The following is a 19,452-nucleotide window of genomic DNA, read 5'->3' as shown; positions in this document are numbered from 1 at the left end:
ACCCGGCCGGACACGCTGGTCACGGTCGGATAACGGCACGCAGTGCAGGTCAGGACGTCGCGTCCGGGTTCTCGGGTTGACGTGCCCACCACTCGCGCAGAGCCGCCTCGGCGTCGTCGCGGTCGAGCGGGCCGGCGTCGAGCCGCAGTTCCTTGAGGAAACGCCAGGCCCGGCCGACGAGCGGACCCGGGGGCAGCCCTAGCATCTCCATGATGGCGTTGCCGTCGAGGTCGGGCCGGACCCGAGCGAGGTCCTCGGCCGCGGAGAGCTCGGCGATCCGCCGTTCGAGGTCGTCGTATGTCCGCTGCAGCCGGGCGGCCCGCCGCCGGTTGCGCGTGGTGCAGTCGGCGCGGACGAGCTTGTGCAGGCGGGGGAGAAGCGGTCCAGCGTCGGTCACATAGCGGCGCACCGCCGAGTCGGTCCACCGCCCCTCGTCGTAGCCGTGGAACCGCAGGTGCAGGAACACGAGCGTCGCGACGTCCTCGACGACCGACTTGGGGTACTTCAGGGCCCGCATCCGCTTGCGGACCATCTTGGCCCCGACCACCTCGTGGTGATGGAAGCTGACGCCGCCGTCCGGTTCGTGCCGTCTGGTGGCCGGCTTGCCGATGTCGTGCAGGAGCGCCGCCCACCGCAGCACGAGGTCGGGGTCGCCCTCCTCGAGGTCCATCGCCTGCTGCAGCACGGTGAGGGAGTGCCAGTAGACGTCCTTGTGCTGGTGGTGTTCGTCGATGGCCAGCTTCATACCGGGGATCTCGGGCAGCACGCGCTCGGCGAGGCCGGTGTCGGTGAGTGCGACCACACCGTCGACGGCGTGCTCGCCCAGGATCATCTTGTCGAGCTCGGCGGCGACCCGCTCGGCTGTGATGCGGTGGATGGAGTCGGCCATGGCGCCGATCGCGGCCGACACCCGCTCCGACGGCGTGAACCCCAGCTGGGCGACGAACCGGACGGCACGGAGCATGCGCAGCGGGTCGTCGGTGAACGAGACCGACGGTTCCGACGGTGTGTCGATGACGCCGGCGAGGAGATCGTCGAGACCGCCGAGCGGGTCGAGGAACTCCTGCTGCCCGCCCGGGCCCAGACGGACGGCCATCGCGTTCATCCGGAAGTCCCGGCGGACCAGGTCACCGTCGAGGGAGTCGCCGAACTCGACGACCGGGTTGCGCGTCACCTGGTCGTAGGTGTCGGCGCGGAAGGTCGTGATCTCGATGTGCTGCCCGCTGCGCGCCGCGCTCACCGTGCCGAAGGCGATGCCGGTGTCCCAGACCGCGTCGGCCCACCCGCGCAGCAGCTTCTGGACCGCGTCCGGGCGGGCGTCGGTGGTGAGGTCCAGGTCCGTCCCGAGCCGGCCCAGCACGGCGTCGCGCACCGATCCACCGACGAGATACAGCTCGAAACCGGCGTCGGCGAAGCGCTCGGCGAGGGGGTCGAGGACATCCGACAGGGTCCGCAGCGACACCGCGGCACCGGCCAGCAGGCGGGTGCGGCGGTCCTCCGAGGCCCCGGTGGCCGATCCCGTCACGACGCAGCAGCCTACCCACCTCAGGACCCCGCCAGGGCACGCGTCGGCCCTCCCGACGCTTCCCGAACAGGAGGTGACCTGCCCGCTAGCATCAGGGGGTGTCAGCCGAACCCCACGACCCCGACCCCGCCTCGGCGGACGTCGGCGGCCGCGAGCCCTCCGGGCGCTCGCGGCGGCGTCGTGGTCGGCGGCGCGGCGGGCGTGGCCGCCAGGCCGCCGCGGACACCGACTCCACCCGGGTCGAGTCGACCGGCTCCGACCCCGGCGCCCCGCGATCGGGTGCCGCAGGTGAGACGGGCCGCCCCCGACGGTCACGCCGCGGGCGTCGTCGCGGTGGCCCCCGTCCCGCCGACGCCGCACCCGGCATCGCCGGGGGTGCGCCCGACGACGCCGCTGTCGTCGTCACCCCCGCGACGCCGGACGGCGGTGCGGGCACGCCCGGCCGCCCGGTGACCCCGTCGGACGTGAGCGCGTTGACCCGTCCGTCGCGACCGGCGAACGGACGCCCCGGCCGCGACGGGGGCGGCCGGAACAGGTCGCGTCGCGGTGCGGGCGAGCGCGGACCGGGCCAGGACGCGACCGACACGAACACCCCGCGTCTGCGGACAGTGCGGGAGACCTCCGCGGGCGGTCTCGTCGTCTCCGGCATCGACGGTCCCACCGACGACCGGTGTGCCGCGTTGATCGGCCGGGTCGACCGGCGCGGTCGGATGATGTGGTCCCTGCCCAAAGGGCACATCGAGACCGGCGAGACCGCGGAACAGACCGCCGTCCGCGAGGTGGCGGAGGAGACGGGGATCGAGGGCAACGTCGTCGCCCCGCTCGGCAAGATCGACTACTGGTTCGTCAGCGAGGGCAAGCGGATCCACAAGACGGTGCACCACTACCTCATGCGGTCCACCGGTGGCGAGCTGTCGGACGCCGACTACGAGGTCGCCGAGGTCGCCTGGGTCCCCCTGTCGGAGTTGCCGCACCGGCTGACCTACTCCGACGAGCGTCGACTCGCCCGGGCGGCGGCGCAGGTGATCGACGATCTGGCCGACGACCCCGAACGCCTGGCCCGCTCGGAGGCCGACTCGCTGCGGACCGAGCCCAACGACTACGAGAAGGCCGCCGCGGCCCGCAACCAGCGCCGCAACGAGCCTCCCCGCGCCCACCGTCCGCGGCGCCGACGCAAGCGGGACGCGCCCGGACGGGACGGCACCGGACGCGTTGCCGGCGAGGCCCCGCGCCGGGACACCGACGGCGGATGACCGATCACTGCGCACCGGCGGTGCGCCGCGTCCTCGTCGCCGCCGTCGCGGTGGTGATCGCGCTCCTCGCGCCGGGTGTGGTGTCGGCGGCACCGGCGGGGACGTCACCCGGCCAGACCACCCGCTTCCCCGAGGCGGCCCAGTTCGTCGACCTGTCGCTGCAGTCGGTGACCCCGTCGACGGTGACCGCGTCGAGCCCGGCGACGGTCACGGTGACCGGCACCCTGACCAACATCGGTGACCGGGACGTCCGCGACCTCGTCGTGCGCCTGCAACGCGGCGAGTCGGTGTCGTCGGGTGCGGACGCCCGGACGTCGCTCACCCTCGACCCGGCCCAGTACGAGACGACGACGCCGTTCACCACGGTCGGCGGCACCCTGAAGCCGGGGGCGCGGGTGACCTTCTCGGTGACGGTGCCGCTGGCCGGCGGGCCCGGCAGACCGGGCCTCGGCATCGACCGCCCCGGCGTCTACCCGCTGATGGTCAACCTCAACGGCACCCCCGACTACGGGTCCGCCGCCCGTCTCGACGACACCCGCACGCTGCTGCCCGTGCTGGCGGTCCCGGCCGACACCACCCGGACGCCGTCGACACCGGTGGGTCCGGTGACGTCCACCCCCGCCCGCACCACGTTGCTGTGGCCGCTCGCCGCCCCGGGACAGCTCGCGCCCGGCGTGACCGGCGGGGGGTCCGAGCCGGTCCGTCTCGTGGGCGACGACCTCGCGACCTCGGTCCGGCCGGGAGGCCGGCTCCGTGGGCTGCTCGACGCGCTCGACACCGCGACCGGCGACGCCTCGTCGCCGGTCACCCGCAGCGTCTGTCTCGCCGTCGACCCCGACCTGCTGGTGACCCTGCAGGCGATGTCGCGCGGCTACGTCGTCTCCACGAACCCCGCCGATCCGCGGTCCTCGACCCGCGACGGGACCGGCGCGACCGACGCCGCCGACTACCTCGGCGACCTGCGCCAGGTCGCGAGCCGCGTCTGCACGGTGGCCCTGCCGTTCGGTCAGGTCGACCTCGACACCCTGGCGCGTGCGGCCGATCCGGCCCTCACCCGCACGGGCCTGCAGACCCCCGCCGACATCGTCGACTCGGTGCTCGGCGTGCGCAGCGTCCGCGGCATGGTCCTGCCCACCTCGGGCACGGTCTCCGACGCCGGGGCGCGCCTGGTCACCGCGAGCGGCTCGTCGTCGGTGCTGCTCGGCTCCACGGCCCTCGACCGGAGTCTGCCGACCGCCGACGGCCGCTACCGGGTCGGCGCGATGGGTGTGCAGACGTTCGACCCCGCGGTCACCACGGCGCTCGGCGCGATGGGCACAGCGCCGTCGACCCCGGCGATCACCCCGGTCGACCAACGCTTCGACCTCATCACCGAATCGCCCGACGCGCGTCGCGGCGCAGCGGTCGGTGCCATCGCCTACGCGGCACTCGCGCCGACCACGGACACCGACACCGTGCGGATCGGCGGTAACCCCGACGACCCGACCACCGGCCGCAGCGAGGTGATCTCGCCACCGGCGGTGTGGTCCGCCTCCGCCGACGACGCGACCGCGGTGCTCGGGATCGTCGACGCGGTGTTCCGTGCCGGTCTCGCGACACCGCAGCCCCTGCAGGACGTCGTCTCCGCGATGCCGTCCGCGGGAACGCCTGCCTCCCTGCGAATCCCGCCCGACTCGACCGTCGGTCTCACCGCGCTCGACCCGGACACGACGTCGTCCATCGCCCGTACCGCGGGGACGCTGTTCGCGCTCGAGGCATCGATGGTGGCGGGCAACGACGTCGCCATGTCGCCCCGGACCTACGTCGCGCCGCTCGCCGAGGACCTGGTGCGCGCCATGCGGTCGGCGCCGGTCGACTCGACCGCCGACCGGCGAACGGTCACCGACGCCGCGCGGACACGCCTGCGCGCCGTCGATCTCACCGTCGACCGCATGCGCGACGCCGTCGCCATCCTCGACCCCGGTGGGCGCTACACGCTGGCCTCCGAACGGTCGCCGCTGCTGCTGGTGGTCCGCAACGACCTGCCGCTGACGATCCGTGTCCGCCTCGACACCGCCGCCCCGCAGGACCTCGACATCGGTGACGTCGGGGTGGTCGAGATCCCGCCTCGCGGCACCCGTCAGATCCAGATCCCGACGCAGGCGAAGTCGTCGGCGTCGATGACCGTGAACATCGCCCTGGTCACCTCCAGCAACGTCGCCGTCGGGACGGCGATCGACCTGTCAGTACATTCCAACGCCTATGGCAAACCGCTGTTCATCATCACGATCTGCGCGGGCGTCCTGCTGGTGCTGCTGGCGGGCCGCCGACTGTGGCATCGGTTCCGCGGCCAGCCCGACCCGGCCGACCTCGACCGACCCGAACCCGACGAGCGGGAGCGCCTGATGGCCGACAGCCGTTTCCTCCACAGCGACGGCGAGAAGCTGTGACCACCCCTGACGACCCCCGCGGCGATCGTCGCGCGCAGCCCCGGCACATCCCGCCGGCCGGGCAGGCACCGACCATCCGCGCACGTCGACGACAGGCCCCGCCGCCACCGCCGCCGCCGGGTCCGATGTCCCGTCGTCCCGCGGGGATCGCCGTCGCGTCACCCACGGAGTCGCTCGACGACGCCGTCGACGCGGCCCCACCCGTCGGTCGGGACCAGCCGTCCGACGAGAGCGTGCTGCGGACCAGCGGGTCGATCGCCTTCGCCACCCTGACGAGCCGCATCACCGGGTTCGTGCGCACCGTGCTCGTGCTGGCGATGCTGGGCGCCGCGGTGGCGTCGGCGTTCCAGGCCGCCTACGTGCTGCCCAGCATCGTCGCCGAGGTCGTCCTGGGCGCCGTGCTCACCGCGATCGTCATCCCGGTGCTCGTCCGCGCCGAGGCCGAGGACGCCGACGGCGGCGAGGGGTTCATCAACCGCATCTTCACCCTCGCGCTGACGATGCTCGGCACGGCGACCGTGGTCGCACTCGTCTGCGCGCCGCTGCTGACCTACCTCAACCTCGGCGACGGCGAGGTCAACCGGCCGCTGGCCACCGCGCTGGCGTACCTGCTGCTGCCCGAGGTGCTGTTCTACGGGATGTCGGCGCTGTTCATCGCCATCCTCAACATGAAGGGTGCGTTCCGGCCCGGGGCGTGGGCGCCGGTGTGGAACAACGTCGTCCAGATCGCGACCCTCGTCGCGTACTACGTCGTCCCCGGTGACATCTCGCTGAACCCGGTCCGCATGGGCGACACGAAACTCCTCGTCCTGGGTGTGGGAACGACGCTCGGCGTGGTGGTGCAGGCGGCCATCCTGCTGCCCGCGCTGCGCCGGTCCGGGGTCCGTCTGCGCCTGCGGTGGGGGCTCGACGACCGCCTGCGGACGTTCGGGAAGATGGCCGGCGCCATCGTGCTCTACGTGGCCGTGCTGCAGGTCGGCTTCTTCATCACCTATCGGATCGCCTCGGGTGCGGACTCGTCGGGCGTCAGCGTCTACGCCACGCACTGGCAGCTGCTGCAGCTGCCCTACGGCGTCCTCGGCGTGACGATCCTGACCGCGATCATGCCGCGGCTGTCCCGCAACGCCGCCGCGAACGACACCCACTCGGTCGTCGACGACCTGTCGCTGTCCACGCGGCTGACCATGGTGGCGCTGGTTCCGGTCATCGCGTTCATGACGTTCTTCGGTCCGGCCATCGCCATCGCGATCTTCGACGTCGGCAAGTTCGACCTCGACGCCGCCGACCAGCTGGGCATGGTCCTCAGCTTCGGCGCGTTCACGATCATCCCGTACTCGATGACGCTGGTGCAGCTACGCGTCTTCTACGCCCGGCAGGACGCCTGGACCCCCACGCTCATCGCGGTGGGCATCACCGTCGTGAAGGTCGCCGCGTCCTATCTCGGCCCCGTCCTGTTCGACGACGGGCACACCATCGTGCGGTGGCTGGCGTTCTCCAACGGCCTGGGTTACCTGGTCGGCGCGATCGTCGGCCACTTCCTGCTCCGGCACCGCCTGGGCTCGCTGCGCATGACGAACGTCGCACGCACGACGGTGGCGACGCTGGTCGCCTCGATCGTCGGTTGCGGCCTCGTCTGGGGGATCGCGCGGGTGTCCGGGCTCGCCCGGCTGTCCGACGACCACGGCAAGATCGCGTCGCTGGGGTACCTGGCGCTGACCGCCGTGGTGTCGCTCGGACTGGTGTACTCGGCGCTGGTGCTGCTGCGCATCCCCGACGTGATCGCGGTGAGCGTCGCGGTGCGGCGGATGCTGGGTCGCGTCATCCCGGCGGTCGCGCCGCGCGCCGAGCCGCCCACGGAGTCCGTCGCGGAGATGACGGTGGCGTTCCCGCGCATCACCGGCGAGGAGTCGACACCGTATTCTGGCCAGGTCCAGGTCATGCGACGTTTCGACAGCGGCACGTCGCGGTGGCAGGCATATTCGGACTACACCGGCGGCGCCGTCGGCCTGCGACCCGGCGGTGGTCCGCTCCGTCCGGGCAGCACACCGCCGGACATGCGCTACCGGCGGAGAGGAGTGGGTTTCGTGGGAGAGGGCAGCGACTCGGGTCGCCCCGGTGTCGACCGTCCGGAGGTGGACGGCGGAGGTGTGCACGACCTCCCCGGCGCCGTCCACACCGACCCGCGGTTGTCGGCCCTCCGTCCCGACGGCACCCCGCGCACCCCGGACGCCCCCACGGAGACCCCGTCGGACACGCCGCCGCCCGAACCGCCGACCGACGCCCGCGCCGACGAGGCTCCCGTCGCCGCCCCGCGGCGGGGTCCGCGACTCGTGCCCGGCGCAGCGGTCGCCGGTGGTCGCTATCGCCTGCTGTCGGAGCACGGTGGTGCGCGTGGGCTCCGGTTCTGGCGCGCCCGCGACATCAACCTCGACCGCGACGTCGCACTCACCTTCGTCGACGCCGACCAGACCGCGCCGTCGCCGCCTGCGGGCGAGGCCGTCGGGTCGCGCGGCGAGGGGCCGCAGGCGGTGCTCTCGCGCACCCTGCGCCTCGGCCGCGTGAACGCACCGGGCATCGCCCGCGTCCTCGACGTCGTCCGCGGATCGTCCGGCGGGATAGTGGTGTCGGAGTGGGTGACCGGGTCGTCGCTGGCGGAGGTCGCGCGCACCAACCCGTCGCCGATCGGTGCGGCCCGCGCCGTGCGAGCCCTCGCCGCGGCCGCCGAATCCGCCCATCGCACAGGCAGTTCGCTCTCGATCGACCACCCGGACCGCATCCGGATCTCGCGGGAGGGGAACGCCGTCCTCGCCTTCCCGGGCACGCTGGCCGGCGACGACAAGTCGACCGACGTCCGTGGTCTCGGCGCGGTGCTCTACGCGCTGCTGCTCGCACACTGGCCCCTGGATCCCGACGACGTGTCGAAGAACGCCACCACCGACACCGTCGACGAACCCATCGGTGGTCTCGAACCCGCGGTGCCGTCGGCGGCCGGGGGCCCGGCCGAACCGCGGGCGCAGCGCCCGGACGTCCCATTCGAGATCTCCGCCGTGGCCGCACGCGCGCTCGAGGGGAACAGCGGCATCCGGACGGCGGCCACCATCCAGCACGTGCTCGACCAGGCGACGGTCGTCGACCAGAAGACGGACCTGATGCCCGTCATCGGACCCGACGGCGCGCGCCCGACCCCGACCAGCAACGTGGCGCCGGGATCCGCCGGGAGCCGGTTCTCGTTGCGGGACATGTCCTCCCGGTCGAAGCGTGTCCTCGCCATCTCCGCGGGCGCGGCCCTGCTGATCCTGCTGGTGATCGTGGCGCTGGTGGTCTGGCTGTCCGACGCCGTCGGGCCAGACACCTCGCCGACCGACATCAACTCGATCATCACCTCGTCGGAGAGCGCGGCACCGTCGGGGGCTCCTGCCGGCACCGCCGCGGCAGCGGCCGTCCCGCTGCGGTCGGTGACGGTCGTCGACTACTCGCGGCAGACACCGGACTCCTCGACCAACGTCGGCAACGTCATCACCGGGCAGGACCCGCCGTGGCGGACCGACCTCTACCGGGGCGGTCCACGGTTCGGCAACCTCAAGCCCGGTCTCGGACTGATGATCGCGCTGCAGAACCCGGCAGCGGTCCGCACGGTCACCGTACGTACCCCGGATCCCGGTGTGTCGCTGCAGATCCGGACGGCGCCCTCGGCGGACGCATCGTTCGACTCGACGGTTCCCGTGGCCGCCATGACGGTCGGGCAGCCGACCACCACCGTGACCGTCGACCAACCGCGTCAGAGCCCGTACATCCTGGTCTGGCTCACCGAGCTGCCCCAGGTGGGACGCGGGTACCAGGGTGTGATCAGCCAGATCTCGATGACCACCTGACCCGTCGATGACGGAGGAGACGGACCTGGTCGCCGGCGACGACGGGCGCGCACGGCCGGTCTGGGCCGCGCGGCCGGGCCTGATGCAGGACTACTACGACACCGAGTGGGGCTGCCTCGTCGACGGCGAGAACGCGTACTTCGAACGGCTGAGCCTGGAGGGTTTCCAGTCGGGCCTGTCGTGGGCGACCATCCTGCGCAAACGGCCCGCGTTCCGAGAGCTGTTCTGCGACTTCGACGTCGACACCGTCGCGCGCTTCACCGACGCCGACGTCGATCGCCTGATGGGGGACGCCCGGATCGTGCGGAACCGGGCCAAGATCGAGGCCACCGTCGGCAACGCCCGCGCGACGCAGGAGCTGCGGCACGACGGTGGGCTCGAGCAGCTCATCTGGTCGTTCCGGCCGGAGACCACGCCGATGCCGCACACGATGGCGGAGGTCCCCACGGTGTCCGCCGAGTCCACCGCGCTGTCGAAGGAACTGCGCCGGAGAGGCTTCCGGTTCGTCGGGCCGACCACGGCGTTCGCGCTCATGGAGGCCCTCGGTGTCGTCGACACCCACCTGGTGGGGTCACATCGCCGGGGCTGCTCGGGCGTCTGGGCCCCCGACGGCACGTTCCGCGGTCGCGGCGCGGGCGCATGATCACGCTCGGCGACCTCCCCGTCCCGATCATCGGCGCCCCCATGGCCGGCGGGCCCACCACCGACGACCTCGTCATCGCGGTGTCGCGTGCCGGTGGCATGGGTGTCCTCGCGACCGCGTATCGGACCCCTGCGCAGACCGCGGCCTCCGTCGCTGCCATCCGTGCGGCCGGGGTCACCCGCTTCGGGGCGAACCTCTTCGTGCCCGAGTCGGGCGTCCGCTCACCGGAGGACACCGGGCCGCTCGAACGGTACCGAGACCTGTTGCGGGACAGGATCCCCGGCGTCGAGCCCGGCGAGATCGCGCCCGCCGGCACCGCCGAGTACGACGAGACCGTCGAGGTGGTGCTCGCCGCGGGAGTCCCGTGGGTGTCGTTCACCTTCGGGTTGCCGAGCGCCGACGTCGTCGACCGTCTGCACGCCCGCGACACCGCCGTGGTGGTCACCGTGACGTCGGTGTCCGACGCCCACGCGGCGGTCGCGCGGGCTGCCGACGTCGTGTGGGTACAGGGCCCGGAGGCCGGCGGTCATCGCTCGACGTTCGACGTGGCAGCCGAGCCCCCGGCCACACCGCTGCACGAGCTCCTCCCCGCCGTCCGCGCTGCGGTCGACGTGCCCCTGGTCGCGTCCGGCGGCGTGGCCGACGCCCACGATGTCACCCGGCTGCTGGACCTCGGTGCCGACGCGGTCGGGGTCGGGACCGCCCTGCTGCTGGCCGACGAGGCCGGGACCAGCGCCCCGTACCGCGCGGCGTTGACCGATCCCGCGTTCACCGAGACCGTGCTGACCCGCGCGTTCTCGGGCCGCGTCGCACGCGGGCTGCGGAACCGCTTCCACGACGACCTCGCCGCACACGCACCCGCCCGGTTCCCCGAGGTGAACACCCTGACCGGTCCGCTCCGACGCGCGGCGACCGCGGCCGGTGACCCGCACGAGATCTCACTGTGGGCCGGCACCGGCCATCAGGCCGCCCGACCCGGCCCCGCGGCCGCGATCGTCGCTGCTCTGTCCACAGGGGCCGACGCCGAGCTGTGACGTCGCTGTGAGCGGGAACTAGTCTCCCTCCATGGCCGGGGGTGGAGAGGACGTGCGGAGCGACGCCGACCTGCTCGCGGCCCACGTCGCCGGCGACCGGGACGCCTTCGCCGAACTCATCGGGCGACACCGGGCGCACCTGTGGGCCGTCGCGGTGCGCACGAGCGTCAGTGACGACGACGCGGCCGACGCGCTGCAGGAGGCCCTGCTCAGCGCGCACCGCGGGGCTCACCGGTTCCGGTCCGACGCCAAGGTGAGCTCGTGGCTGCACCGCATCGTCGTGAACGCCGCACTCGACCGACTCCGACGGGAGCGCCACCGCCGCGACCTCGCACCGCTCGACACGACCGCCGACACCGTGGTCGACCCGACCGACGCCACGGGGCACGTCGAGCTGAGGATGTCGGTCGGCGGCGCCCTGGCCACCCTCCCTGCCGATCAGCGGGCTGCCGTCGTCGCGGTGGACGTCGAGGGCTACTCCGTCGCCGACGCGGCGGCGCTGCTGGGCGTGCCGACGGGCACGGTGAAGAGCCGCTGCGCCCGCGGACGCGCCAAGCTCGCGGTGTCCCTCGGCCACCTCCGTGACGGCACATCGGACACCGCGGGAACCGATCGGACGCCGCCGGCGTCTGATGGGGGAGGGACACCACAGCCGGTGCGCCCGGAGCGGGGAGGTGACCGGTGAGCGACCAGCCGACGGGACCGGTGCAGCCGTCCGTTCCCGTCGACCTCATCGCCGACCTCCACGCCGGTGTGCTCTCCGAGGACGACGCCCGTGCCGTCCGGGCGCAGGTCGAGGCGGACCCGGCCTCACGCCGCGTGCTCGCCGCACTCGACGCGACGGTGGAGGACCTCCGTGGTGCGCCCGTCACGCCGATGGAGCCGCCTCCCGCGGTCGCGGCCGCCATCGACGCCACCCTGCGGTCCCTGCGGGACGGGGGCGCACCCCCGCAGTCCCCGCCGGAGCCCGCCCACGATCCTCGCGTCGCCTCCCTGGACGCCGCCCGTGACGCGCGACGCCGCCGCGGGCTGCTGGTCGCGGCCGCGGTGGCGGTGGTGGTCGCCGTCGTGAGCGGCGTCATCGCGATCTCCACGGCCAGTCAGCCGTCGTCGGACACCGTCCGCGCCGATCCCTCGACGGCCCCGGATGGTGCGTCGACGACCGCGTCCACCGCCCCGTCGACCGTGTCGCTGTTGTCGGTGGTCGGCCGCACCGATCCCGCCCTGGGAAGCCCCGACGACCCGGGTTCGCGCCTGCGAGGGTGCCTCTCCGCCAACGGCGTACCGGCCTCCGTCGGCGTGGTGGGGTCCGGACCCGTCGTGCTCGACGGGGCGCGGCGGATCGTCGTCCTGCTGACCACCGGTGTCGCAGGTCGGTTCGAGGCGCTCGTCGTCGGCGAGGGATGCGCCGCGGGCCGCGCGGAGACGGTCTCCCGACAGGTGATCGGGGTCACCCCGCCGACGCGGTGACCTGCGACGACGCGTCGTAGGCGACATCTGTCACGCCGGGGTCGCGCGTGCACTGCGCGGGGAACAGAAGCCCCTAGGCTGACGTTGCACAAGCCGTTCGCGCAAGAGAAGAGGACCGATGAGCGACACGGGTACCGACACGATCCACGACGTGATCATCGTCGGATCGGGCCCCGCCGGATACACAGCCGCCGTCTACACGGCTCGCGCCGAGCTGGCGCCCGTCGTGTTCGAGGGGACGCAGTTCGGTGGTGCCCTGATGACCACCACCGAGGTCGAGAACTTCCCGGGCTTCCAGTCCGGCATCCAGGGCCCGGCTCTCATGGACGAGATGCGGGAGCAGGCTCTCCGCTTCGGTGCCGACCTGCGCATGGAGGACGTCGACGCCATCCGCCTGACCGGCGATGTCAAGGAGGTCGAGGTCGCCGGAGAGGTGCACCGCGCCCGCGCCGTGATCCTGGCGATGGGTGCCGCGGCCCGCTACCTCGACATCCCGGGTGAGCAGGACCTTCTCGGTCGCGGCGTGTCCGCCTGCGCCACCTGCGACGGCTTCTTCTTCCGCGACCAGGACATCGCTGTGATCGGCGGTGGCGACTCCGCGATGGAGGAGGCGACCTTCCTCACCAAGTTCGCGCGCAGCGTCACCCTGGTCCACCGCCGCGAGGAGTTCCGGGCGTCGAAGATCATGCTCGAGCGCGCGCGCGCCAACGAGAAGATCCGTTTCGTCACAAACGCCGCCGTGGAAGGCGTCCTGGGCGACACCTCCGTGACCGGACTGCGCCTGCGCGACACGGTGACCGGCGAGGAGTCAACGCTCGACGTCACCGGCATGTTCGTGGCCATCGGTCACGACCCCCGCAGCGACCTGGTCGCCGGCCAGGTCGATCTCGACGCCGACGGGTACGTGCTCACCCAGGGCGGCACCACCGCCACCTCGGTCGACGGTGTCTTCGCCGCGGGCGATCTCGTCGACCATCGGTACCGGCAGGCGATCACCGCCGCCGGCACGGGCTGCAGCGCCGCGATCGACGCCGAGCGGTGGCTGTCCGACCGGGCCGACGGGGCCGTGGCAGTGCCCGCAGACGCCGCGGTCGCCGCACTCTGAACTGTCCGACCCCGGCCGCACGACGCCGTGCGGCCACCAGACCGTCACCGTCAACACAAAGGAGGCACCCATGGGTGCGAACACTGTCACCGTCACCGACGACACCTTCCAGAGCGAGGTCCTCGGTGCCGACAAGCCCGTCCTCGTCGACTTCTGGGCCACCTGGTGCGGCCCGTGCAAGATGGTCGCCCCGGTGCTCGAGGAGATCGCCGCCGACAACGGCGACAAGCTGACCGTCGCCAAGCTCGACGTCGACGCCAACCCCGCCGTCGCCCGCGACTTCAAGATCATGTCGATCCCGACCATGATCCTCTTCGAGAACGGCCAGCCGACCAAGACCATCGTCGGCGCCAAGGGCAAGGCCGCGCTCCTGCGTGAGCTCGACGGGGTCATCGGCGCGTCTGCCTGACGCCGCGGGTCCATCCGTCCCGTCTTGACTGTCTGGTCCGGTCTCGCGCCCCGCGCGGACCGGACCAGCCATGTTGGTCTGAGGACGACGGACCTGCGAGACTCACACGGTTCGGCCGACGAGAGAGGGTGACAGATGACGTTGTACCGCCTGGGTGATCAGGGGTCTGCCGTCATCGAGGTCCGTTCTCTGCTGACCGACCAGGGGCTGTTGCCCCGCACCGACTCCGACGGTGGCCGTCACAGTCGCGACACGTCGGACGTCTTCGACGCCGACACCGACCACGCCGTACGCGCTTTCCAGCAACACCGCGGGCTCATCGTCGACGGCATCGTCGGTCCGGCCACCTTCCGCGTCCTGCGCGAGGCCTCACACCGCCTGGGCACCCGTGTCCTCGCGTTCCGGCTGTCCGCGCCGATGCACGGCGACGACGTCGCCACCCTGCAGTCGCGTCTGCAGAACCTCGGCTTCTACACCGGCCTCGTCGACGGGTCGTTCGGCGCGACCACACACGCGGCCCTGTGCACCTATCAGTCCGAGAACGGGATGTCGCCGGACGGGATCTGCGGTCCCGAGACGCTCCGGTCGCTGGAACGTCTCGGCACCCGGGTCACCGGCGGGTCACCGCACGCCATCCGCGCCCAGGAGGACGTCCGTCGCTCCGGCCCGCGGTTGTCGGGCAAGCGGATCGTCATCGACCCCGGCACCGGGCGACCCGACGAGATCGTCGATGCGGCAACGGCATCGGAGGAGACCGCCATCCTGTGGGACCTCTCCCACCGGCTGGAGGGACGGATGGCGGCCGCCGGGATGGAGACGTTCGTGTCCCATCCTGCCGACGCCGATCCCGACGACGCCGACCGGGCGCGCACGGCCAACGCCTTCGGCGCCGACCTCGTCATCGCGCTGCGGTGCGGGCGCTATCAGTCGCCCGTCGCCAACGGGGTCGCCACCTTCCACTTCGGCAACTCCCACGGGTCGGTCTCGACCATCGGACAGTCGCTGTCCGGCTACATCCAGCGGGAGATCGTGGCGCGCACCCCGCTGCAGGACTGCCGCTCGCATGGTCGTACCTGGGACATCCTGCGGTTGACCCGGATGCCCGTCGCACAGGTCGACGTCGGCTACATCACGAGCCCGCACGACCGCGCGCTGCTCGCCGACGGCGTCGTCCGTGACACGATCGCCGACGCCATCCTCGTGGCCGTGAAGCGGTTGTACCTGCTCGGCGAGGACGACCGCCCCACCGGCACATACACCTTCGCGGATCTGCTCGCCTCCGAGCAGATCGCTCGCTGAGACGCCGCGACCCGGACCGACCCGGCGGGATCGTCTCAGCCGACCGGGCTGGGGACCGCTGTCCGCTCCCGCCCTGCGACGTCGATCGTCGCCATCAGCACCAGCTTGTCGAGCGCGCTCTCGACGGCGGTCTTCCATCCCAGTCCCTCGTCGAGCTCGATGCGATACCGGGGGAAGCGGTGGTGTGCGGCCACGAGTTCGAACCCGGAGTCGGCCAGGAAGTGGGCGTCGACCATGCAGCCCGGGCACAGTCCTCCGGGCACGCTGTCCTCTCGGACAGCTTCGGCCGCGGCATCGCCCTCCGCCGACGACCGTATGATCCCGAACGCCTCGACGGCACGCACGCCGCGCTGGACGAGGTCGGCGAGGACGGCGTCGACGAGTCGTTGCGCTGTCCCGACCACGCCGGCATCGACGCGGACGGACGTCACCAGGACAGCGTCCGGGCTCACCGGTGACGTCGGGAACAGGCGGGCGCGCGGGACACGTCCCGGCGGGGCGTAGAACGCGGTCCCGACCACACGCCCCGTCTCGCTGTCCACGGCGACCTGTGCGCAGCGGCCCCAGTCGAGCATCACCATCGAGATCCACGCCTCCTTGTCGAACTCGGAGTCGATGGACCGACCCGACCCCGGATCCGGGATGGCCTCCGGATCGACCTCCCAGAAGACGCACCGGCGCACATGCCGGGGGAGTGTCTCGAACTTGTCGAGGTCGAGCGCGCGGATCACGGTGCTCACGCGGGTGATCCCGCCGATCCTGCTGCCGCACAACGGTTTCGGCGCCGACAACCGGCCCCGACACCTTCTGCCGTCACAGTGACGTTTCGCCCGCGGCCCCGCGTACCCGAGATCACGGCGTCAGTGGTTCCCGTTCCGGGCCAACAGGTCGACGATACGTTCGAGGTCGTCGACGGATCCGAACTCGACGACGATCTTGCCCTTGCGCTTGCCGAGCGACACCGTCACGCGCGTGTCGAGTCGATCCGACAGGCGTTCCGCCACGTCCTGGAGACCCGGCATCTGCATCGGCCGCCTCCGCGGAGGAGTCGGCGTCGTCGCGGGACCGTCGTGGTTCGCGAGCGTCACCGCTTCCTCGGTCGCACGGACCGACATCCCCTCCGCGACGATCCGGGCTGCGAGCGCCTCCTGCGCGTCGGCGCCCGACTCGAGCGACAGCAGTGCCCGAGCGTGTCCGGCCGACAGCACGCCGGCGGCGACGCGTCGCTGTACGGGGATCGGCAGCTTCAGCAGACGGATCATGTTCGTCACGACGGGCCGTGACCGACCGAGGCGCGCGGCGAGTTCGTCGTGGGTGACACCGAACTCCTCGAGCAGCTGCTGATAGGCCGCCGCCTCTTCGAGGGGGTTCAGCTGGACCCGGTGGATGTTCTCCAGGAGGGCGTCCCGGAGCATGTCGCCGTCCTGTGTCTCGCGGACGATCGCCGGGATGCGCTCGAGGCCCGCCTCCTGGCTGGCACGCCATCGACGCTCGCCCATGACGAGCTGATAGCGGACGTCGCCGCGAGGCCGGGGGAGTCGGCGGACCACGATCGGCTGCATCAGACCGAACTCGCGGATCGAGTGGACGAGTTCTGCCAACGCCTCGTCGTCGAACGCGGTGCGCGGCTGTTGCGGGTTCGGCTCGATCTCCGCGGGCGGGATCTCGCGGTAGACGGCGCCGGCCTCGTCGAGTTCCGGCGTCGACGGGGGAGCGTCGTTCCGGGCCGACGCGCTCGACGACCCGTCGCCGAGGACGACGTCGGCGGCAGCGGAGGTGAGACGCGGACCCTCGTCCGGGCCCGTCGGGATCAGCGCGGCCAGGCCACGTCCCAGACCACCCCGACGCTGTCCCGCGGCACGGGTGGGAGTGGGCTTGTCGGTCATCGCGGCTGTCCCTCCCCGGTCGTGCGCGCGGCGCGCAGACCGATCTCCCTGCCCGCGTCGAGGTAGCTCATCGCCCCTCGTGAGCCAGGGTCGTACTGGATGATCGTCATCCCGAATCCGGGTGCCTCGGACACCTTCACGCTGCGCGGGATGACCGTGGTCAGCACCTTGTCACCGAAGTGCCGACGGACCTCCTCGGCCACCTGGTCCGCGAGCTTCGTGCGGCCGTCGTACATCGTCAGCAGGACGGTGGAGACGAAGAGGTCGCGGTTGAGGTGTGCCGACACCAGCTCGATGTTCTGCAGCAGCTGGCCGACGCCCTCGAGTGCGTAGTACTCGCACTGGATGGGGATCAGGACCTCCTTGGCCGCCACCATGGCGTTGACGGTGAGCAGGCCCAGCGAGGGCGGGCAGTCGATGATCACGTAGTCGATGCCTCGCCGCCGGATCACCTCGGGATCGAGCGCGTTCCGGAGTCGTGTCTCTCGCGCGACCATCGAGACGAGTTCGATCTCGGCGCCGGCCAAGTCCAACGTGGCCGGCACGCACAGCAGGTTCTCGTGCGCCGTCGACTGCGCGATCGCCTCGTCGAGGGATACCTCCCCGAGGAGGAGCTCGTACACCGACGCGACGTCCGGGTTGCGGTGATCGATCCCCAGCGCGGTGCTGGCGTTGCCCTGGGGGTCCAGATCGATGACGAGGACGCCCAGCCCGTGCAGCGCCAGGGCGGCGGCGATGTTCACCGCCGTCGTGGTCTTGCCGACGCCACCCTTCTGGTTCGCGACGGTGATGATGCGCGTGTCCGCGGGGTGGGGGAGGTGGCCGGACAGCCCTCGGGTGAGAACCTGGCTCGCCCGTTCCGCTGCGGCCGCAATCGGGGTGTCCGCGTAGCGACCTGTTTCACGTGAAACATCACCGTCGGCGACGGGAGCGCGGTCCGGCGCTGCGGGCGTCTCGTCCGGCGTTCTGTCGGCCACCACATCACTCCTTCGACCGCGCCTGCCCAACATCGTGCGCTGCACCCCATCGCTGTTCCCGGGCGACCGACGTCGACCCCTGCTGCTCGTCACCGTGACGTCCGGCGGCGCTTCTCCGGTCTGTCCACCCGGCGCCCGCGCACGATCGTCGTCGGCACAGAAAGGGTATCCGCCCCGACCGTCTCCACGCGCAGCGCGGTCAATCCGACCTTGCCGACGGCGGACGCGTGCGTGGCGATCTCCTCCGCGGCCGACGCACCCTTGATCGCGACGAGTTCCCCACCCGACCGGATGAGGGGTGCAGACCACCGGGCCAGCCGGTCCAGCGGCGCCACCGCACGGGACGTCACCACATCGGCGTCACCCACCGCGGCGATCACCGACCGCTCCTCGGCACGTCCGCGCACCACCTCGATCTCGAGGCCGATCGCCTCGACCGCCTCGAGGAGGAAAGCGTGCCGACGTTCCAACGGTTCGACGAGGGTGACGCGGAGGGTCCTCCCGGCAAGGGCCAGCGGGATGCCCGGTAGTCCGGCACCGCTGCCGATGTCGACGACGCCGGCGCCGTCCGGCAGGGCGGTCGCCAGCACCCCACAGTTCAGGATGTGCCGATCCCACAGTCGCTCGATCTCGCGGGGTCCGATCAGCCCCCGCTCGACACCGGCGGTCGCGAGCAGGTCCCGATACACCCGGGCGCGACCGAGGCGATCACCGAAGACGGCGAACGCTGCAGACGCGATCTCGTCGCGGTCGAACTCGCTGTCGTGTTTCACGTGAAACATGCTCCGTTTCTCGCTGGGGGGAGGGGAGTGCGATACGACGCAGGGCCCCGACCCGGAGGTCGAGGCCCTGCGCTCAGGACTACGTCGCGCGCGGCGACGTCACTCGGCGATCACGACGACACGACGTCGGGGCTCGGTGCCTTCACTCTCGCTGTAGACGCCTGACACGGCGGCGACCGCGTCGTGCACGATCTTCCGCTCGAAGGGCGACATCGGGTCGAGTTCCTCCCGACCTCCGGCGCCGCGGACCCGCTCGGCGACCTCCGTGCCGAGACGGCTCAGGCGCTCACGTCGACCCGCCCGCCATCCGCTCACGTCGAGCATCAGCCGCGAGCGGTCTCCGGTCGACTGCTGCACGGCGAGGCGGGTCAGCTCCTGCAGCGCGTCGAGGACCTCACCGTTCTTCCCGACCAGCTTGCCCAGATCGCGGCCACCGTCGATGCTCACGACGGCGCGGTCACCGTCGACGTCGAGATCGATGTCGCCGTCGAAGTCGAGGAGATCCAACAGCTGCTCGAGGTAGTCGCCGGCGATCTCGCCCTCTTCGACGAGTCGGTCGTCGTCGCTCTCGTCGTCACCGGCCTCGTCGGACTCGGCCACGTCGACCCCATCGGTCACCGGCACATCGGCGGGCGTGGACCCCTCCGCGTGCGCCTCCGTCGCGTCGTCGGTCACCTCGTGTTCGGCGTCGCTGGTGTCTGTCGTCATGGGTCATCCCTCGCAATCGTGTGTGGACATGTCAGTGCGTGGTGTCCGCGGACACCGGGG

The 19,452-nt window shown here is 72.0% G+C and carries 16 protein-coding genes; 10 read left to right on the top strand and 6 right to left on the bottom strand.

From position 1 onward, the window contains the following. Nucleotides 1-49: 49 nt before the first annotated feature. Nucleotides 50-1,525, bottom strand: a complete 1,476-nt coding sequence (locus tag LX12_RS05480; protein ID WP_253653506.1) for a CCA tRNA nucleotidyltransferase — start codon at nucleotides 1,523-1,525, stop codon at nucleotides 50-52. A gap of 98 nt (nucleotides 1,526-1,623) precedes the next feature. On the opposite strand from LX12_RS05480, the gene LX12_RS05475 reads away from it, so the two are divergent. The 10 genes from LX12_RS05475 (at nucleotide 1,624) to LX12_RS05430 (ending at nucleotide 15,039) form a co-directional block, all read left to right on the top strand. Continuing rightward, nucleotides 1,624-2,778, top strand: coding sequence for an NUDIX hydrolase (locus tag LX12_RS05475; RefSeq protein ID WP_253653505.1), 1,155 nt, complete (start codon nucleotides 1,624-1,626; stop codon nucleotides 2,776-2,778). After that, a complete protein-coding gene (locus LX12_RS05470) occupies nucleotides 2,775-5,207 on the top strand; it encodes a DUF6049 family protein (RefSeq protein ID WP_253653504.1) in 2,433 nt (810 codons plus the stop codon). Before LX12_RS05475 ends, LX12_RS05470 begins: the two co-directional genes overlap by 4 nt. Before the next feature lie 125 nt (nucleotides 5,208-5,332). After that, nucleotides 5,333-9,079, top strand: a complete 3,747-nt coding sequence (locus LX12_RS05465) for a murein biosynthesis integral membrane protein MurJ (protein WP_253653878.1) — start codon at nucleotides 5,333-5,335, stop codon at nucleotides 9,077-9,079. 7 nt (nucleotides 9,080-9,086) lie between these two features. Beyond that, a complete protein-coding gene (locus LX12_RS05460) occupies nucleotides 9,087-9,722 on the top strand; it encodes a DNA-3-methyladenine glycosylase I (protein ID WP_301284193.1) in 636 nt (211 codons plus the stop codon). Beyond that, nucleotides 9,719-10,756 (top strand): nitronate monooxygenase, encoded by a 1,038-nt coding sequence (locus LX12_RS05455; protein ID WP_253653503.1) that lies wholly within the window; start codon nucleotides 9,719-9,721, stop codon nucleotides 10,754-10,756. The genes LX12_RS05460 and LX12_RS05455 overlap by 4 nt, the downstream gene beginning before the upstream one ends. Nucleotides 10,757-10,787: 31 nt before the next feature. Next, nucleotides 10,788-11,441 (top strand): RNA polymerase sigma factor SigM, encoded by a 654-nt coding sequence (gene sigM / locus LX12_RS05450; RefSeq protein WP_253653502.1) that lies wholly within the window; start codon nucleotides 10,788-10,790, stop codon nucleotides 11,439-11,441. Continuing rightward, nucleotides 11,438-12,226 carry an anti-sigma factor family protein gene (locus LX12_RS05445; protein WP_253653501.1) on the top strand — a complete coding sequence of 263 codons (789 nt, stop codon included), beginning with the start codon at nucleotides 11,438-11,440 and terminating at the stop codon, nucleotides 12,224-12,226. The genes sigM and LX12_RS05445 overlap by 4 nt, the downstream gene beginning before the upstream one ends. 118 nt (nucleotides 12,227-12,344) lie before the next feature. After that, a complete protein-coding gene (gene trxB / locus LX12_RS05440; RefSeq protein WP_253653500.1) occupies nucleotides 12,345-13,331 on the top strand; it encodes a thioredoxin-disulfide reductase in 987 nt (328 codons plus the stop codon). Nucleotides 13,332-13,401: 70 nt separating this feature from the next. Further along, complete coding sequence (trxA, locus tag LX12_RS05435) at nucleotides 13,402-13,740, top strand: thioredoxin (protein WP_253653499.1); 339 nt, start codon at nucleotides 13,402-13,404, stop codon at nucleotides 13,738-13,740. 135 nt (nucleotides 13,741-13,875) lie between these two features. Continuing rightward, nucleotides 13,876-15,039, top strand: a complete 1,164-nt coding sequence (locus LX12_RS05430; RefSeq protein WP_253653498.1) for an N-acetylmuramoyl-L-alanine amidase — start codon at nucleotides 13,876-13,878, stop codon at nucleotides 15,037-15,039. A gap of 35 nt (nucleotides 15,040-15,074) precedes the next feature. Here LX12_RS05430 and LX12_RS05425 read toward each other — a convergent pair whose 3' ends face one another. From LX12_RS05425 to LX12_RS05405, 5 genes are all read right to left on the bottom strand, one after another. Beyond that, complete coding sequence (locus tag LX12_RS05425) at nucleotides 15,075-15,779, bottom strand: hypothetical protein (protein ID WP_253653497.1); 705 nt, start codon at nucleotides 15,777-15,779, stop codon at nucleotides 15,075-15,077. A 120-nt stretch (nucleotides 15,780-15,899) separates the two neighbouring features. Beyond that, nucleotides 15,900-16,925, bottom strand: a complete 1,026-nt coding sequence (locus tag LX12_RS05420) for a ParB/RepB/Spo0J family partition protein (protein ID WP_253653496.1) — start codon at nucleotides 16,923-16,925, stop codon at nucleotides 15,900-15,902. Further along, a complete protein-coding gene (locus LX12_RS05415) occupies nucleotides 16,922-17,935 on the bottom strand; it encodes a ParA family protein (RefSeq protein ID WP_372504931.1) in 1,014 nt (337 codons plus the stop codon). Before LX12_RS05415 ends, LX12_RS05420 begins: the two co-directional genes overlap by 4 nt. A gap of 56 nt (nucleotides 17,936-17,991) precedes the next feature. Further along, a complete protein-coding gene (gene rsmG, locus LX12_RS05410; RefSeq protein ID WP_253653495.1) occupies nucleotides 17,992-18,684 on the bottom strand; it encodes a 16S rRNA (guanine(527)-N(7))-methyltransferase RsmG in 693 nt (230 codons plus the stop codon). Nucleotides 18,685-18,783: 99 nt separating this feature from the next. Further along, on the bottom strand, nucleotides 18,784-19,392 hold the full coding sequence (locus tag LX12_RS05405) for a Jag family protein (RefSeq protein WP_253653494.1): 609 nt from the start codon (nucleotides 19,390-19,392) through the stop codon (nucleotides 18,784-18,786). Between the last annotated feature and the right edge of the window lie 60 nt (nucleotides 19,393-19,452).

Source organism: Williamsia serinedens, from assembly GCF_024171725.1.
GTDB classification, from domain to species: domain Bacteria; phylum Actinomycetota; class Actinomycetes; order Mycobacteriales; family Mycobacteriaceae; genus Williamsia_A; species Williamsia_A serinedens.
This window is presented reverse-complemented; position numbering and strand designations above follow the sequence as displayed.

Coding starts and splice junctions, on each gene's coding strand:
- trxA (WP_253653499.1), top strand. CDS start 13,402: ATGGGTGCGAACACTGTCACCGTCACCGACGACACCTTCCAGAGCGAG.
- LX12_RS05460 (WP_301284193.1), top strand. CDS start 9,087: ATGACGGAGGAGACGGACCTGGTCGCCGGCGACGACGGGCGCGCACGG.
- LX12_RS05420 (WP_253653496.1), bottom strand. CDS start 16,925: ATGACCGACAAGCCCACTCCCACCCGTGCCGCGGGACAGCGTCGGGGT.
- LX12_RS05455 (WP_253653503.1), top strand. CDS start 9,719: ATGATCACGCTCGGCGACCTCCCCGTCCCGATCATCGGCGCCCCCATG.
- sigM (WP_253653502.1), top strand. CDS start 10,788: ATGGCCGGGGGTGGAGAGGACGTGCGGAGCGACGCCGACCTGCTCGCG.
- rsmG (WP_253653495.1), bottom strand. CDS start 18,684: ATGTTTCACGTGAAACACGACAGCGAGTTCGACCGCGACGAGATCGCG.
- LX12_RS05415 (WP_372504931.1), bottom strand. CDS start 17,935: ATGTTGGGCAGGCGCGGTCGAAGGAGTGATGTGGTGGCCGACAGAACG.
- LX12_RS05465 (WP_253653878.1), top strand. CDS start 5,333: ATGTCCCGTCGTCCCGCGGGGATCGCCGTCGCGTCACCCACGGAGTCG.
- LX12_RS05430 (WP_253653498.1), top strand. CDS start 13,876: ATGACGTTGTACCGCCTGGGTGATCAGGGGTCTGCCGTCATCGAGGTC.
- trxB (WP_253653500.1), top strand. CDS start 12,345: ATGAGCGACACGGGTACCGACACGATCCACGACGTGATCATCGTCGGA.
- LX12_RS05405 (WP_253653494.1), bottom strand. CDS start 19,392: ATGACGACAGACACCAGCGACGCCGAACACGAGGTGACCGACGACGCG.
- LX12_RS05470 (WP_253653504.1), top strand. CDS start 2,775: ATGACCGATCACTGCGCACCGGCGGTGCGCCGCGTCCTCGTCGCCGCC.